Origin of the sequence: Dongshaea marina, assembly GCF_003072645.1 — a bacterium.
In the GTDB taxonomy this organism is placed as follows: Bacteria; Pseudomonadota; Gammaproteobacteria; order Enterobacterales; family Aeromonadaceae; genus Dongshaea; species Dongshaea marina.
In genome coordinates this window covers 3,595,637-3,610,137 of record NZ_CP028897.1, presented here as the reverse complement: position 1 = coordinate 3,610,137, position 14,501 = coordinate 3,595,637, and the positions used below count along the sequence as shown (strand labels likewise).

The window sequence follows — 14,501 nt, the reverse complement described above, 5'->3', positions numbered from 1 at the left end:
GGTCATGGATAAGCATCGCTTGCGGGTCCGTCACTTTCTCTCCCACTTTCTGCTGTTGATGGCTCTGGTGACCTTGCTCCCGACCATATTCGGAATATTGCTGGGTTATTTTTATAATCAGCAGGACAACGAAGAGGTGGTTCGGCTCTCTTCAGGGGTGATTGCTCATGCCCGCCAGGCGATTAACTATACCACCCCCGAAGCGAATAGCCGGGAGTTGAAAAAGCTCGAGGAGCTTTATGGGTTTCCGTTTCACCTGTTAAGAGCTCCGCCACCAGAGCTTGATCAGGCCGAACAGGAGCAGCTTGCGAGCGGGGAGGTCGTCTTCTCCCGGGCCAGTCAGAGGTTATATGTTCCCAGCCTTGAGCAGGGGGTTCTTGAGATAGGTCCCATCTCGGTAAAGGGCTTTAATATGTTGGACTGGCTCAATGACAGAATTGAGCTGGCCCTGGTCTGGCTGCTATTTACCGCAACCGTATTTGCGGCTTTGACCTACCTCTATCTCAGGCCACTTTGGTATGACCTGATGCGCCTTAGAAAAACCGCAGAAAGTCTCTCTTCGGGTGATATGGGGGCCCGCTGTGGTGAGCTCAGTAGCTCCATCCTTGGCTTGCTGCGTAGCTCTTTCAATAGCATGGCCTCCAAGTTAGAGCGACTGATTAAAGATAGGCAAAAGATGGCGAATGCGATGGCCCATGAGATGCGCACCCCGATAGCCCGGATCCGTTTTGGCCTGGCGATGCAGGATGAGGCAGCAACCGATGAGAAGAGAGCTCAGTACCGTACCGGGATCGAGCGTGATCTAAGGAATATTGAGGATCTGATCTCAACCCTGATGGAGCATGGCCGGTTGAATTGGGGGGAGTCAGCCTGAATTCACAAAAGGTGAGCCTTGATGTATGGCTGGCCCAGCAGTTGGAGGCTCTGAAAGTACTATATCCTGGTCTTGAGCTTGGCTTAAACTGCAGTTGTGAAGATGCCGAGCTGGATCAGCGTCTGATGTCGGTGGCGATTCAAAACCTCCTGACCAACGCCTGTAAGTACGCATCAGCCAAGGTAAATCTTGAAGTGGTCCAGCAGGAGGACGCGCTACTGTTTGTGGTCGACGATGATGGACCCGGGGTTCCCGAAGAGGAGCGCAGCAAGCTGTTTGAACCCTTTTACCGCCTCAGCCGGGAGTCAGATCAAGCTGCCAAGGGGTTTGGCCTGGGGTTGAGTATTGTGCAGCTTATTGCCGAGCTACATGGCGGTGAGATCGAGATTGCCGAGAGTCCCTCGGGGGGCGCTCGGTTTATTTTAAGCATCGAAGCATAAAAAAGCCCGCTGATGATTCAGCGGGCTTTTTAAGAGATGGCAGCCTTAGAACTTGTAATTGACACCCAGGGTCAGTGTGTCAGCTGACGCCACCTCATTGTTCATTTGGCTAATAGTTTTTCCATTAGAGATAGCATCTGGATCAGAGCCAAACAGGTGGCTGTACTCAATATTCAGCTCCCAGCTTTCGGTAAGATTAAAGCCAATGCCAAAGGCAATCTTAGGCAGGATCTCATGCTTGGTGTTCTTCTGATCAGAGTTGGCTGTTTGAGCTACTTTTAGCTCTTGTGTTGCTCGTGCGACACCAGCCTTAGCGAACAGGTTGAAGTTACTCTGGAAGTTATATTTGGTGACAGCCAGAAGGTCAAAGCTATAACCCGTATATTTATAGTTCAGAGAGCTTACCGGGGTTGATGCTGTATATTTGCTCTTGCCGTATTGGGAGTATCCCAGCTCCGCGCCGTATTGAAATGCGGACTCACCGAACAGGTATCCAGTATGAATTCCCCAGGCTGTGCCACCTTTATCGTCTTCGAAGTAATTTGAAAAGGTATAGCTTGAGATATTCATGGGTGGGGTATCAATAGAGCCATATCCGAGGCTTCCCCCGATATAGGCACCAGATTTTGCTATGGCACCACTACTGGCAAAGAGTCCAGCCAATCCAATGGCCATAATTGTTTTTTTCATCTGTTTCACCTTCTTGTGAGTGAGCCTGTACCCCGAAGATAAAAATAGCCAGCAGGGCAGGCTCATAGCCAGATGTTCCAGAAGCCCGCCAATTGAGCGGGCCTTGTAGATGGCTCAGGATTAGAACTTGTAGTTAACACCCAGGGTCAGCATATTGACAGAGGCAACTTTATTATTTAGCTGACTTAAAGTGTCAACATCGCTACCAATGGCATTTGGCTTGGAGCCAAAGATATGACTGTATTCAGCATTGATTTCCCAGTTTTCAGTCAGATCATAGCCTACACCCATGGCAATTTTTGGAAGAACCTTATGTTTTGTGACTTTGCTATTTTGTCCATCATCATCTGAATACTTAAGCTTTTGAGTCGTGCGCGCTATGCCAGCCTTACCAAATAAGTTAAATCCGTTGTTGAAGTTATATTTACCAACCGCGAGTAGGTCAATATTATAGCCGCTATATTTAAACTCCTCCCACTCGGAAGTCGATGTTTTAGCTGCTCGGTATTTATTATCGGCATATTGAGAGTAGCCAAGCTCGGCACCATACTGGAAGTTGGATTCACCAAAAAGGTATCCGGTATGAATATTCCAGGAAAAACCATGGAGATCATCTGAAAATACATTCCAACTATCAGATGTATAAATAGAGGTATTCATTGAGGAGGTATCCATTCCTCCAATACCAAGATTACCCCCGATATAAGCACCGGATTTTGCCATTGCGGCTCCGCTTGCAAAAAGTCCTGCCAATGCAACTGCGACGATTGTCTTTTTCATCTGTCTGACCTCATTATTATCTAAGCCTGAGTCTTGGGGGCCCATCCGGGACACCCTGCTCCCTGTCGGGAAGGGCTGAATATTTCAGCGGCCATGCAGATGTAACGTTCCGTTTACTATGACTGTCCTGCAACTATCCCTGCGATAGCGTGTCAGAGCATGGTAAGCCTGTTTTCCCGATGAGTGCATTCTAGTCAGGGCCAGTGAGGCTTTCTGTTGCGGTTATGTTTGAGATTTATGACAGTAGTTGACAGTTTTAAGGGCTGCCACAGAGGATGCTTGGGTGATAAAAATATAAGGCGGTTAAAAAATTTAGTAGATCTGGCTGGTCTCAGGTTGTTTTATCAGCTGAGTCTTTTACTTATCTGCACAGAAGCAGAGATCTTTTCGGGTCAGAGCGATTCAACTGTGGGATTCAGCTCAAGGGATTGTCATAAACTGTCATATAACAGCTATATAATTGATACATACCTTCCATTCAACCTGGTTTAATCTAGCGGAAAATTTACAGCGCATTCAACTTACATTCAGCTGTTTAAACCAGGTAACCATAAGTTTGAATTAGCAATAAATAATGTGCTGCAACTGATGACTCGCAAGTTTAATTTATCTTCTCAGGGCCCATAAGCCAGTGGAAATAAATTATCCATTAATAAGTTAATTCAATATGACTGGGTGATTCCATGAAAGCAAAACTAATACTTTTATCTCTTGGTGCCGTGGTGTTAACTGGTTGTTCAACACTGCATTCAACTGTGCTGCCTCAAGACAACGGTACCTTTAAGGCGATCGCCTCGGCCAATACTGAGAAGCAGGCCTACAATTTTGTGATGGCTGATGCGAAAACCACCTGTAAGAAACATGGCTATACAGATTTTGTATCTACCGGCCAGACATCAAAGTATATCGGAGAGAAGAAGCTTGATGCGGCAGGTGAGGGCGGCTTCACCGGGATTGCTATGAAACTGACCGACTTCGCGGTGAAGACCCAGGATCAGGAAAACTACCGGGTCGAGATGAGTTTTCGCTGCAGTGCCTGAGAGCAAGGCTCCTGCCGATAACGGCGGGAGCCTGATTTCAGCTTTGCTTGACCCACATCAGCGCATCACCAAATTCACCTGACTGATATGTTTGAAGTTCTCCTGAGATCATCAGGGCCGAGACTTTCGCTCCCCATTTCAGCCACTTAGGTCCACCAACAATCGCAATTTTTTTAAAATCGTTACGATGCGCCACACCAAACTTGGCATCATCCCACATCGCATCGATCTCCCAGCCTCCAAAGCTCTCATCGAGATGGATTAACAGCCGGATCTCACCATACTGCTCGATCAGTTCATTGAGCTTGGGGATAAACAGGTTTTGGTAATCCTGGTGGGTGAGCTTATCGCTTGCTTGAACGACCAGAGTATCATTTGCAGTTTGCGAAAGGATCTGTAGCATGGTCTTCTTTCCTTGTATTGAGCATTCCATCTTCCCGATCGGGCAGAATAACATAACAAGGGGTTGGGCTTTGTGAGCTCGGTTACAGAATAATAGAAAGTATTTTTGGCGAACTACTAGGGTAGGCGCGTTTTTTGATGGGAGCGGTAGGGGCCGAAGGCTCACATACCGTTTTGCGAGTGACTGTGGGAGAAGTAATGAATCAGTTTGTGGTTGCCAATGCGAATGATTGTATTGGCTGCAGATCTTGTGAGATTGCCTGTGTGTTATCGCACAATGGGGGGCGTTACCCTGACGATGCAGAAGCATTCCATCCCTGCATTCATGTTGTCACGGATGGGGCTCGCGTCTCAGCGACGACCTGTCGTCATTGTGAAGATGCACCTTGCCTTAATGTCTGTCTTGTTGGGGCTATCACTCGTAAGAGTGATGGCATCTATCTGAATAAGGCAAAGTGCACAGGCTGCAAACGCTGTGTACAGGCATGCCCCTTTGGTGCCATTCAAATGGTCCCTAAAAAAGATACAGCCTCTGGTCATGGCAAGGCACAGGCACACAAATGTAACCTGTGCCAGGATCATGAGAAGGGTCCAGCTTGTATCCAGGCATGTCCAACCAGAGCGTTACACTTGTTGGACGAGCAGTTGCTTGATAAACAGCGCCAAAAAAAGCAGCAGCGGACTGCCGGTGAACCCGCTGAGTCGAAAATGCCGTATATTCATCGGCTGACGCCCTTATTAGATTCATTGCCCCATCGACCTCGTCAGGAGGCTGCGAAGTCACCCTTAGAGTTGCGCAAGACCACATTTGTTGAAACCTATCAGCCCTTTTCTTCACAGCAGGTATCGTCCCAGGCCGAACGCTGTCTTCGCTGTAGTGATCGAGCCGTTTGTGAGTGGACCTGTCCACTACATAACGACATCCCTAAGTTACTGGAGTTAGCAAAACAGGGCCGTATCGAGGAAGCCGCTGAACTGTCTCATCAAACCAGCTCACTGCCTGAAGTTTGCGGTCGGATCTGTCCGCAGGATCGCCTATGCGAGGGGCATGTACACTTAAGGCAGAATATGGCTCGGTCACCATTGGTCATGTTGAGCGTTATATCAACGATACGGCGTTGGCAAACGGGTGGAAGCCAGATCTAAGCTATGTGGCGGCAACGGGCAAGCGGGTTGCAATCATTGGTGCAGGCCCGGCGGGGTTGGGATGTGCCGATATCCTGACTCGTAATGGTGTAAAAGCCGTCGTCTTTGATCGCCACCCGGAGATTGGCGGCATGCTGACCTTTGGTATTCCTGCGTTCAAACTCGATAAACAGGTGTTAATTAACCGTCGAGAGCTATTCAGTGAGATGGGTATTGAATTTCGCCTGAATACCGAAGTGGGTCGTGATGTTTCATTGCAACAGCTGCTGGATGAGTTTAATGCTGTATTTGTAGGTACAGGGACTTACCAGTCGATGAAAGCGGGTCTGGAGCATGAAGACGCCCCCGGAGTTTATGAGGCGCTGCCTTATCTCATAGCCAACACCAAACATGAGATGGGGTTAGCTGAGCTGGCCGAAGAGCCCTATGTGAACCTTGCGGGCAAAAAAGTTGCCGTACTCGGGGCGGGGACACAGCGATGGATTGCTTGCGGACGGCATTGCGCCAGGGCGCGGATGAAGTGACCTGCCTCTATCGCCGTGATGAGGCTAATATGCCAGGATCGAAAAAAGAGGTGAGCAATGCCCGGGAAGAGGGAGCACAATTTGTATTCAATGTGCAGCCAAGGGCGATCCAGCTCAATGAAAAGGGGCATATCGCCGGTATTGAGCTCATCCGCACTGAGCTTGGTGAGCCCGATGACAGTGGTCGCCGTCGGCCACAAGCGATTGCCGGCTCTGAATTCGTTCTGCAAGTCGATGCGCTGATTATCGCCTTTGGTTTCAGTGCGCATCCGATGCCCTGGCTGGAGGCAGCCAAAGTGAAGTTAAATCCCTGGGGACTCATAGAATCACCTCGAAATAATCGCTTCCCCTGTCAAACCAGCCACCCGAAGATTTTTGCTGGTGGCGACATAGTGCGGGGTGCAGATCTGGTTGTCACTGCGATGGCAGACGGTCGTAAAGCGGCTGAGGGGATTATCGCGTCATTGGGGCTGGAGTTACAGCCTGAGCCTATTGTGCGTGGTACTGAACGAGCCGCCACGGCTATGGCCGATGGCTGTAAAGAGGCCGAGGGAATTATCGAATCACTGGGGCTGGAGCGACAGCCAGAACCGGCGTAAGGATCACCAATACAAGCAACCCGTTATGAGTCGCCTGCCCGGTTTTTTGAGTGCCGCGGCATCCGTGGCTCTCTGCGGCTTTATTGGATTGTCACTTTTCAGGGATTTAAAGCACTCTGGTAAGCTCTTCGCCGGACCCCATTAGGATCCCCTCCATGAATTGAGTGGAGGGGCTCTATAAAAACCAGTCTCAGGTGCTATCAGAATCAACGCACTCTTGAGAGTCGGCTCTATATTCGTAAATTTTCGGATCACAAGATGGAGATGATGGCCGCCTGCGATCTTTGAGTCGATTCACCGCGATGGGCATGCAGAGCTGTTGCGTTCAATCAAACGACAGCAGCGGTAGGGGCGTAGCAAGGCGCTGAGCAGGGAGGAGGCTTCGGGCTGGCTGCCTGGCGTGACAGACAACCTCAGTCACGCTTCTTCTATGATTGGTGTGATTCGCCAGTGAGCCGATATTCTCGAGTCTGCTCGACACCGGAAACATCGGCTCGGGCTGGTTATCAGGCATTGAGGATATTGCGCAGCTCTTGCAAGGAGAGCTTATACTGGCGAGGACACTCTTTCCACACCGCCAGCATCCGCTGATATTTATCGCGCAGTGCGACCTCGCTGTTCATATCTTTACAGCAGATTTTCAGGGTTGGGAAGCGCTTATCTACATCCAGCAGGAAGCAGCAATAGTCGGCCAGCTCACGCTCGTCACGTCGGCAGTAACCGATGAACTTAAGGCGCTCAACCGACAGATCATCCTGATCGGCCTGACACATATTTTCATAAGAGACCATCATGGCATGATGCATCTCCATGGTATCGATCACCTCCAGGCATGTTTCCTCAGAGATCTGGCCAAACTCCAGCTCCAGCTCCTGCATCTGTAGTTCATAGCCTCGCTTGACGATCGTTTGGCAGCGCTTGTAGTAGCTGGAGCGCTCGGGATCGAGCTTCATCATGATTTCGTATTGGTTACTCAAAATGAGTCGTTGTGCATGGGTCATGTTCATGGAAAAGGCCTTATAACTACCATGGTTTTATCGAAATTGTACTGAGATATGCCAGAAAAGAGATACTGCTGGCTGTTTTCTAAGTTGTGAGAGAAATATAGCATAGATGTCTCTAAAAGCAGAGATTGCCGCTGTGTTTGGAAAAGCTGCACACCGGGCCGTGACAGATGTTGTCACCATACAGGGACAGGATACCTGTTATAAAAGCCGCCAATCCATCAGGTGGGACTGGCGGGAAAGGCTATGCCCTGTCACTCATCCGGCTGACTGAGATCATCCAGAGTCAGAGAGAAGCTTGGGATGAAGGTTTTCATAAAATAGTCCAGCTCTGGACTCTGTAGCTCATCGAGTTTTTGCTCAAGGCGCTTGCGGGCCTGTTCAAACTCATGATTCCCGGCACTGCGCTCTTCCAGGCATTTGATATAAGCACATAGGGTATCTGCTGTTTTGACCAACCGCGCCAGGCTCTCATCTTGCTGGGAGCTGTCGAGCAGGGGACGATAGCTTGCCTGGAGCTCTTTGGGGAGAAGCTCTAACAGTTTCTGCTCAGCCTCTTTCTCAATCAGCTTGTATTCATCACGGATCTTGGGGTTGTAATACTTAACCGGTGTCGGCAGATCACCGGTTAAAACCTCTGATGCGTCATGAAACAACGCCAGGGTGACAGCCTTGTCGGGATTCAGCTGTCTTGAGTCAGGCAGCTTTAGGTTATGTATTGTGGCCAGGGCATGGGCTACCATAGCCACCTGCAAACTGTGTTCACATACATTTTCTATCTGGGTGTTCCGCATCAGAGGCCAGCGATTGATAAGCTTCATCCGGGCCAGATAGGCAAAAAAGTGACTGGTCTGCATCCATCTTTCCTAAATTATTGAGTGTAACGACTGAAAAAGCGCTCGAGCCGGTTAAAGGCGTCTTCAAGGATTTCGACCGGAGCCAGGGTCACGATGCGAAAGTGATCCGGGGCCGGCCAGTTGAAACCACTTCCCTGGACCAGCAGCAGCTTCTCCTGGAGTAGTAGGTCGGCAATCATCTTCTGATCGTCTTTGATATTAAAACGCTTTTGATCCAGCTTAGGGAAAAGATAGAGTGCTCCATCGGGCTTGGTACATTCAATCCCCTCGATGGCATTGAGGCGCTCCCAGGCATAATCCCGTTGATCGCGCAATCTTCCCCCGGGGATCAACAGCTCATTGATACTCTGGTATCCGCCAAGAGCCGTTTGGATTGCATGTTGGGTCGGGATATTCCCACACAGCCGCATGGTTGAGAGCAGCTCCAGGCCACCGATATAGCCCTGGGCAAGATGCTTGGGTCCGCTTAACACCAGCCAACCCTGACGGAATCCAGCCGCCCGGTAAACCTTGGATAAGCCACTGAAAGTGACAACCAGTACATCATCACACAGGGTACAGACCGAGTGGTGAAACGCGTTTTCATAGAGGATCCTGTCATAGATCTCATCGGCGAAGATGATGAGATTATGCTCTCGTGCCAGCTCAATGATCTCCAGCAGGCAGTCCCGGCTATAGACAGACCCGGTCGGGTTATTGGGGTTGATCAGTACGATCCCCCGGGTCTTAGGAGTGATTTTGCGTCGCATATCCTCCACATCCGGGAACCATCCGGACTTTTCATCACAGATGTAGTGAACCGGGCGACCGCCGGAGAGGGTGACGGAGGCGGTCCATAACGGGTAGTCCGGAGCCGGGACCAGCATTTCGTCGCCGTTATTGAGCAGGGCCTGCATCGACATCAGAATTAATTCGCTGACCCCGTTACCGATGAAGATATCATCGATATCTATGTCTCTGAGCCCCTTACGCTGGTAATACTGCATGATCGCCTTGCGTGCGGAAAATAGCCCCCGTGAGTCACCATACCCCTGGCTTGATGGCAGATTATGCAGCACATCTTTGATAATCTCCTCCGGAGCCTCCAACCCAAATGCGGCGGGATTGCCGATATTGAGCTTGATGATACGGTGTCCTTCCTCCTCCAGGCGTCGCGCCTGTTGATGAACCGGGCCTCGGATGTCGTAACAGACATCATCGAGTTTGTGGGACTTGTCAACGCAAAGCATTTAAACCTCTGTGCACTGAGTGCGAAATCTATGATTTGCCCTGTAGGGCGAAAAATTGGTTACCAATGTACGCCAGCAAAGGCAGAGAATAAAGCCTTTGGCCGGGTTTTATCTGTAAAGTCAGTCAGATAGAACACGATATATTCTTCTGAGATCTTTGCCGTGTTCACTTAGTTTTTCTTTGAAAATCAACAGGGCTATCTTTGGGTTAGGGGACTAATACTGGGATTTGCGGAGTTTAATCCTGTTTTTTTAGTAATTTTTAGATGAATAATCTAACTGTGTGAGCCGATAAAAATTCGCGGAGAACTGGATACAGGCTGCGGGTGGCCCACAATATCTCTGTCCGGTCGTCATTCATGCCTCTCATTCAAGGCCTTGGATCTACTTCATCTCAGGCGCAGGGGGGCATCTGAGTACAGCTTGACAGCCTCTGTTATTTTGCAACAGTTCATTGTTGCTCATCACTTATTTAGAGCGACTAAACCTGCATGATTCGTGTCGCGAACAGGGCGTTTTCAGGGGCAAAATGGAAATGTCAACAGAGTCTAGGTTGTCAGGCATCTTTGTGGCAGACTGGGGCCGTATTAACTCAAAATGGATGAGGGAGGCAAAATGGTTGCAAATATCGTATTCGATCTGGGGAAAGTGGTGGTTCGCTGGGATCCGGAGAGTTTGCTGGCTCAGTGTGGTATTGCTCCCGAGCAACAAACCCCATTGGCACAAAAGCTGTTTAGCCATTCTGCCTGGCTTGAGGTGGATAGGGGGACACTTGCGACCTCACAGGCTGCGGTCCTGAGCTCGGGGGAGCTCAAGTTGGATCTGCATCAGGTCAAACAGATTTACCAGGCAGTTGCTCCCTCTCTTGAGCCATTTCCCGAGATGCTTTCGCTGATTGAGCGTCTGAAGAAGGCTGGCTATTCGCTCTATGTTCTCTCAAACATGGGCCTGGATTCGATCTCTCATCTGCGCAACCAGAGCAACTTCCTGTCTCAATTTGATGGGATTCTTTTCTCTGCGGAGTGTGGCCACATTAAGCCGGAAGAGGCGATCTATCAGCTATTACTGCGTGAGTTTTCTTTAGAGCCCCAGACATGCCTGTTTATCGATGATAGTAAGCCAAACATAGAGGCGGCTGAACGCCTGGGGATCCATGGGATCCATCACCTGGACTACCGGACAACTCATCAACAACTTCAGGAGCAGTTGCCTCACCCTTTCTGAGGATCCATTTGAGAAGTTTGTTTGTAACCCTTGAAGGAAAATAGCTTTGGATGAGCCCAATACAGAGATTTTTACTTGCGGATCTGGCGCTGGCTGAGGTTGCTGACTAAGGTAAGACTGAGGAGGTGTCGGAGGGTCAGACTATGCAGTTAAGTCAGTTTCTCAATTGGGCCGATCATGGAGGTCACCCCCCTTGCTATCTGATGCGTTGTGCGGAAGGACTGGGTTATGCACTGGAGGTGGAGGTACACCATCACATCGAACCTGTGATCGATAAAAAAGGTACTCCATACCGCTTTGACAGTCTGGATCAGGCAGAACACTTTTTAAAAAAGCATGGCATCCATAAGGCGGAGTTAATATTAAGCCTGCCTTATGATGAGATGGTCGGGGAGGCGATTCAGCAGGGAGAAGGCCAGCAGACAATTCCACTTCAGTTTTAAGCAGATCAAGCCGCCCGCGGGCGGCTCTTTTTATCTGAGTCGGATCAAAAATCCAGCCCCTTTTGAATATCAGCCTGCAGTGTATCCAGCATACCCTGCAGAGCCTGCTGCTCGTATTGGCTGAGGCTGCCAAAGTCCAGGACTGCTTCAGCTCCCTCTTTGCCGAGTTTCACCGGCTGGGCAAAGAACGGAGCATGCTGACCGTCTCCTTCAACGTAGGCACATTCGATGACATCAGACTCACCTTGAAGTCCCCGCACCACGGAAAGTGCAAAGCGACAGGCTGCCTGACCCATAGAGAGGGTCGCCGAGCCTCCGCCGGCTTTCGCTTCAACCACTTCGGTCCCGGCGTTCTGAATGCGCTTGGTCAGGGAGTCAATCTCTTGTGGACTAAACTCAACACCCGGGATCTGAGAAAGCAGGGGCAAAATCGTGACGCCACTGTGGCCACCGATCACAGTGACATCCAGTCCACTGACCGATCTGTTTTTAGCTTGTGCGACAAAGGTATTAGAGCGGATCACATCCAGGGTCGTGACACCGAATAACTTGCGCTTGTCATAGACTCCAGCTTTTTTCAGAACCTGTGCGGCGATTGGTACCAGGGTGTTGACCGGATTAGTGATGATACCGATGCAGGCTTTCGGACATGCCTGCACACACTTTTCGATCAGGTTTTGAATGATACCGGCATTAAACTTGAAGAGATCTGAGCGATCCATGCCTGGCTTACGTGCCAAACCTGCAGAGATCATCACTAGATCCGCATCCTGAAGAGCCGGAGTCGGGTCTTCTCCACCAAAGCCACAGATGGCGACATCCGTCGGAATGTGGCTAAGGTCTACAGCAACACCCGGGGTGACAGGGGCGATATCATAGAGCCGTAACTCAGATCCCGCCGGGAGCTGATTCTTGAGAAGAAGGGACAATGCCTGGCCGATGCCTCCAGCAGCACCTAATACAGCAACTTTCATGATGTTCTCCGTAATCAAAATGGCATTATAAAAATCTCGTCGCAAAAACTGTTGCGATGGCGCGAGACTTTACATTATAGAAACAATAAACTCAAATCAGTAACACCGGCAGTGGGAGCCGGCGCACTTTTTATGCCCAGAGTTGGTTGATTCCTCATCGATCTTGGTTTTTCTGTCTCGATGGCGGATTATCTAAGGTTCTTCAAAGGCGAGCAACTCCTCGAATGAGAGATCTGCGTACTCATCGGGCTCGGGTTCTGCATCGGCGCTATATTCGACCCATAGTCCCTGGTGGCAAAGTAGATCCTCACCCTCCATATCCAGATCCGGGTAGTAGCGCCGCTTATAAAACTTCATCTCACAAAGCTCAGAGGAAAGCTGCTCAACCAGGCTTTCACACTGGATCTCGGCTTTGACCCGTTTTGCATAATTTCCGGATTTTCCGATGAGATACCAGTTATTTGATTCACTCAGTTGGCTATGGTGGCAGTAGCAATAGAAGTGGATTTGATAGTTTACAGAGCGTTTTTTGGGCTTATTCATAATGACTCTGCAATGGATATGCTCTCGATCAAACGCCCCGGTATCGGGTGACTTTTGCAGTTGCTTCAGCTTACGCCGTATCAGGTATCGAAAAATCAGATGGTTCAGCATGAGTGCATCCTTACACCGGATTCATCTGTAGACAATCTTCTGTTTAATGTAGTTGAATGTTTAATTATTGTTAAATTGCCAACTTGCAGAGTTTTCATAATTGAGAGCTGCTTCATGGTTTTTGTCAGGTTACGGGCACTGGACCGCTGAAACTACCGCAAGTCAGGCCTTGTTGAGCGGCTGGATGGAGGCTGAATTATATACTGACACAGGCCGGTTGGGGTCGATTAAATTCAACTGAAAGCGGGATGATTTGGCTTTTTTTGTGCATTTGAACTCTATCTGAGTGAGCGAGAAGAAAACTAGGATTTTGATGAGAGGTTTGAGGAAAGAAAAACCCATATTGTTTTAGATTTATGCCTTTGCAATAGTGAACTTGATTGATATGGTGTGATGATGTTGTTTTGCTGGGTTGAGCCTCTCAAACGAGTCGTTCTCTCCGGACAGCAATTCACTTAAAACAGAGTAAAGTTGAGCTTTTTACTCCTTAATCAGCTTTTTTAGTCATTATTGTTTCATTCAGAAATGCAGGTGCAGTAATCATGGAAAACACAAGCGCGTTAACGGATGTTCATATTAAGTCCGAACAAGTTCTTATCTCTCCAGCTTCACTGGCGGAGATGATCCCTGTATCCGCTGGCGCTCACCAGTTTATAGCGGGTGCCCGTCAGACGATTGCAGACATCATTCATCATAGGGATCCCAGGCTTCTGGTGGTGATTGGCCCTTGTTCAATTCATGATCTGGATGCGGCACGTGAGTATGCAAAGCGCTTGAAGGAACTCCATGACAGATACCGTGAATCCCTGTATATCGTGATGCGCGTCTATTTTGAAAAACCCAGAACCACGGTTGGTTGGAAGGGATTGATCAATGATCCGCATATGGATGGATCCTTTGATGTCGAGACAGGACTACGCCAAGCCCGGGAGCTGCTATGCGATCTGGCTGAGATGGAGCTGCCGGTGGCGACCGAGGCTCTGGATCCCATCAGTCCCCAGTACCTGGCTGAACTATTCAGCTGGTCTGCCATCGGTGCGAGAACGACTGAGTCTCAGACTCACCGGGAGATGGCTTCCGGACTCTCGATGCCGGTTGGTTTTAAAAATGGAACCGATGGCTTGTTGGCCACTGCGATTAATGCGTTGCAGGCCGCCTCTTCCGGTCACAGGTTTATGGGGATCAACCATCAGGGACAGGTGGCCTTGCTACAGACTGACGGAAACCCGGATGGACACATCATCCTCAGAGGCGGGAAAACCCCGAACTATGACTCGGTCAATGTCTCTTTAGCTGAGCAGGCTCTGCAGTCGGCAGGCATGAATCCAAGCATCATGATCGATTGTAGCCATGGAAACTCCAATAAAGACTATCGCTTGCAGACGTTAGTGGCGGATAATGTCCTGCACCAGTTGCAGGAGGGGAATCGTTCCATCATGGGGATCATGATTGAATCTCACCTGGTCGAAGGTCAGCAATCTGCTGACCAGCCAAAGCACCAGATGGTATTTGGCCAATCGATCACCGATGCCTGTATCAGCTGGGAGCAGACGGAACAACTTCTGGAAAAGTGTGCGTCACAATTAGACTTGGTCTTACATCAAAGACGTGGTTAAGGCCC

Annotated in this window: 15 protein-coding genes and 1 pseudogene; 8 read left to right on the top strand and 8 right to left on the bottom strand. The window is 49.5% G+C overall.

Features of this window, described 5'->3' with window-relative positions:
* The first annotated feature begins 4 nt into the window (after positions 1 to 4).
* Together DB847_RS16895 and DB847_RS16890 are read left to right on the top strand one after the other, a co-directional pair.
* On the top strand, positions 5 to 874 hold the full coding sequence (locus tag DB847_RS16895) for a histidine kinase dimerization/phospho-acceptor domain-containing protein (RefSeq protein ID WP_159084700.1): 870 nt from the start codon (positions 5 to 7) through the stop codon (positions 872 to 874).
* An 11-nt stretch (positions 875 to 885) separates the two neighbouring features.
* Positions 886 to 1,314, top strand: a complete 429-nt coding sequence (locus tag DB847_RS16890; RefSeq protein WP_159084699.1) for a sensor histidine kinase — start codon at positions 886 to 888, stop codon at positions 1,312 to 1,314.
* 45 nt (positions 1,315 to 1,359) lie between these two features.
* Here the strand turns inward: DB847_RS16890 and DB847_RS16885 are convergent, their stop codons facing one another.
* Together DB847_RS16885 and DB847_RS16880 are read right to left on the bottom strand one after the other, a co-directional pair.
* On the bottom strand, positions 1,360 to 2,004 hold the full coding sequence (locus DB847_RS16885) for an outer membrane protein (protein WP_159084698.1): 645 nt from the start codon (positions 2,002 to 2,004) through the stop codon (positions 1,360 to 1,362).
* Between the two features lie 120 nt (positions 2,005 to 2,124).
* Positions 2,125 to 2,784 (bottom strand): outer membrane protein, encoded by a 660-nt coding sequence (locus tag DB847_RS16880; RefSeq protein WP_159084697.1) that lies wholly within the window; start codon positions 2,782 to 2,784, stop codon positions 2,125 to 2,127.
* 683 nt (positions 2,785 to 3,467) lie between these two features.
* Between DB847_RS16880 and DB847_RS16875 the strand changes: the two genes are divergently transcribed.
* The gene (locus DB847_RS16875; RefSeq protein WP_159084696.1) at positions 3,468 to 3,824 is read left to right on the top strand and encodes a hypothetical protein; all 357 of its coding nucleotides are present in this window, start codon (positions 3,468 to 3,470) and stop codon (positions 3,822 to 3,824) included.
* Between the two features lie 37 nt (positions 3,825 to 3,861).
* On the opposite strand, the gene DB847_RS24485 is transcribed toward DB847_RS16875, so the two are convergent.
* A complete protein-coding gene (locus DB847_RS24485; RefSeq protein WP_159084695.1) occupies positions 3,862 to 4,227 on the bottom strand; it encodes a SpoIIAA family protein in 366 nt (121 codons plus the stop codon).
* Between the two features lie 137 nt (positions 4,228 to 4,364).
* On the opposite strand from DB847_RS24485, the gene DB847_RS26725 reads away from it, so the two are divergent.
* Positions 4,365 to 5,372 (top strand): 4Fe-4S dicluster domain-containing protein, encoded by a 1,008-nt coding sequence (locus tag DB847_RS26725; RefSeq protein ID WP_407644424.1) that lies wholly within the window; start codon positions 4,365 to 4,367, stop codon positions 5,370 to 5,372.
* Positions 5,264 to 6,495: pseudogene (locus DB847_RS26720) on the top strand (FAD-dependent oxidoreductase). Before DB847_RS26725 ends, DB847_RS26720 begins: the two are co-directional and overlap by 109 nt.
* Before the next feature lie 506 nt (positions 6,496 to 7,001).
* On the opposite strand, the gene DB847_RS16860 reads toward DB847_RS26720, so the two are convergent.
* From DB847_RS16860 to DB847_RS16850, 3 genes are all read right to left on the bottom strand, one after another.
* A complete protein-coding gene (locus DB847_RS16860; RefSeq protein WP_108651750.1) occupies positions 7,002 to 7,502 on the bottom strand; it encodes a YfbU family protein in 501 nt (166 codons plus the stop codon).
* Between the two features lie 251 nt (positions 7,503 to 7,753).
* Complete coding sequence (gene yfbR, locus DB847_RS16855; RefSeq protein WP_108651749.1) at positions 7,754 to 8,356, bottom strand: 5'-deoxynucleotidase; 603 nt, start codon at positions 8,354 to 8,356, stop codon at positions 7,754 to 7,756.
* 14 nt (positions 8,357 to 8,370) lie between these two features.
* The gene (locus DB847_RS16850) at positions 8,371 to 9,585 is read right to left on the bottom strand and encodes a pyridoxal phosphate-dependent aminotransferase (protein ID WP_108651748.1); all 1,215 of its coding nucleotides are present in this window, start codon (positions 9,583 to 9,585) and stop codon (positions 8,371 to 8,373) included.
* Between the two features lie 615 nt (positions 9,586 to 10,200).
* Here DB847_RS16850 and DB847_RS16845 point away from each other — a divergent pair.
* Both DB847_RS16845 and DB847_RS16840 read left to right on the top strand, forming a co-directional pair.
* Complete coding sequence (locus tag DB847_RS16845; RefSeq protein WP_159084694.1) at positions 10,201 to 10,809, top strand: HAD family hydrolase; 609 nt, start codon at positions 10,201 to 10,203, stop codon at positions 10,807 to 10,809.
* Positions 10,810 to 10,952: 143 nt separating this feature from the next.
* Positions 10,953 to 11,252, top strand: a complete 300-nt coding sequence (locus tag DB847_RS16840) for a DUF6482 family protein (RefSeq protein WP_108651746.1) — start codon at positions 10,953 to 10,955, stop codon at positions 11,250 to 11,252.
* 44 nt (positions 11,253 to 11,296) lie between these two features.
* Here the strand turns inward: DB847_RS16840 and mdh are convergent, their stop codons facing one another.
* Together mdh and DB847_RS16830 are read right to left on the bottom strand one after the other, a co-directional pair.
* Complete coding sequence (gene mdh / locus DB847_RS16835; RefSeq protein WP_108651745.1) at positions 11,297 to 12,226, bottom strand: malate dehydrogenase; 930 nt, start codon at positions 12,224 to 12,226, stop codon at positions 11,297 to 11,299.
* 192 nt (positions 12,227 to 12,418) lie between these two features.
* The gene (locus DB847_RS16830; protein WP_108651744.1) at positions 12,419 to 12,880 is read right to left on the bottom strand and encodes a hypothetical protein; all 462 of its coding nucleotides are present in this window, start codon (positions 12,878 to 12,880) and stop codon (positions 12,419 to 12,421) included.
* A gap of 542 nt (positions 12,881 to 13,422) precedes the next feature.
* On the opposite strand from DB847_RS16830, the gene DB847_RS16825 reads away from it, so the two are divergent.
* Complete coding sequence (locus DB847_RS16825) at positions 13,423 to 14,496, top strand: 3-deoxy-7-phosphoheptulonate synthase (RefSeq protein WP_108651743.1); 1,074 nt, start codon at positions 13,423 to 13,425, stop codon at positions 14,494 to 14,496.
* The last annotated feature ends 5 nt before the right edge of the window (positions 14,497 to 14,501 follow it).

What these genes read in the sequence shown, in the direction of transcription:
- DB847_RS16895 (WP_159084700.1), top strand. Translation starts at nt 5, where the DNA reads ATGGATAAGCATCGCTTGCGGGTCCGTCACTTTCTCTCCCACTTTCTG.
- DB847_RS16885 (WP_159084698.1), bottom strand. Translation starts at nt 2,004, where the DNA reads ATGAAAAAAACAATTATGGCCATTGGATTGGCTGGACTCTTTGCCAGT.
- DB847_RS16880 (WP_159084697.1), bottom strand. Translation starts at nt 2,784, where the DNA reads ATGAAAAAGACAATCGTCGCAGTTGCATTGGCAGGACTTTTTGCAAGC.
- DB847_RS16875 (WP_159084696.1), top strand. Translation starts at nt 3,468, where the DNA reads ATGAAAGCAAAACTAATACTTTTATCTCTTGGTGCCGTGGTGTTAACT.
- DB847_RS24485 (WP_159084695.1), bottom strand. Translation starts at nt 4,227, where the DNA reads ATGCTACAGATCCTTTCGCAAACTGCAAATGATACTCTGGTCGTTCAA.
- DB847_RS26725 (WP_407644424.1), top strand. Translation starts at nt 4,365, where the DNA reads ATGGGAGCGGTAGGGGCCGAAGGCTCACATACCGTTTTGCGAGTGACT.
- DB847_RS16860 (WP_108651750.1), bottom strand. Translation starts at nt 7,502, where the DNA reads ATGAACATGACCCATGCACAACGACTCATTTTGAGTAACCAATACGAA.
- yfbR (WP_108651749.1), bottom strand. Translation starts at nt 8,356, where the DNA reads ATGCAGACCAGTCACTTTTTTGCCTATCTGGCCCGGATGAAGCTTATC.
- DB847_RS16850 (WP_108651748.1), bottom strand. Translation starts at nt 9,585, where the DNA reads ATGCTTTGCGTTGACAAGTCCCACAAACTCGATGATGTCTGTTACGAC.
- DB847_RS16845 (WP_159084694.1), top strand. Translation starts at nt 10,201, where the DNA reads ATGGTTGCAAATATCGTATTCGATCTGGGGAAAGTGGTGGTTCGCTGG.
- DB847_RS16840 (WP_108651746.1), top strand. Translation starts at nt 10,953, where the DNA reads ATGCAGTTAAGTCAGTTTCTCAATTGGGCCGATCATGGAGGTCACCCC.
- mdh (WP_108651745.1), bottom strand. Translation starts at nt 12,226, where the DNA reads ATGAAAGTTGCTGTATTAGGTGCTGCTGGAGGCATCGGCCAGGCATTG.
- DB847_RS16830 (WP_108651744.1), bottom strand. Translation starts at nt 12,880, where the DNA reads ATGCTGAACCATCTGATTTTTCGATACCTGATACGGCGTAAGCTGAAG.
- DB847_RS16825 (WP_108651743.1), top strand. Translation starts at nt 13,423, where the DNA reads ATGGAAAACACAAGCGCGTTAACGGATGTTCATATTAAGTCCGAACAA.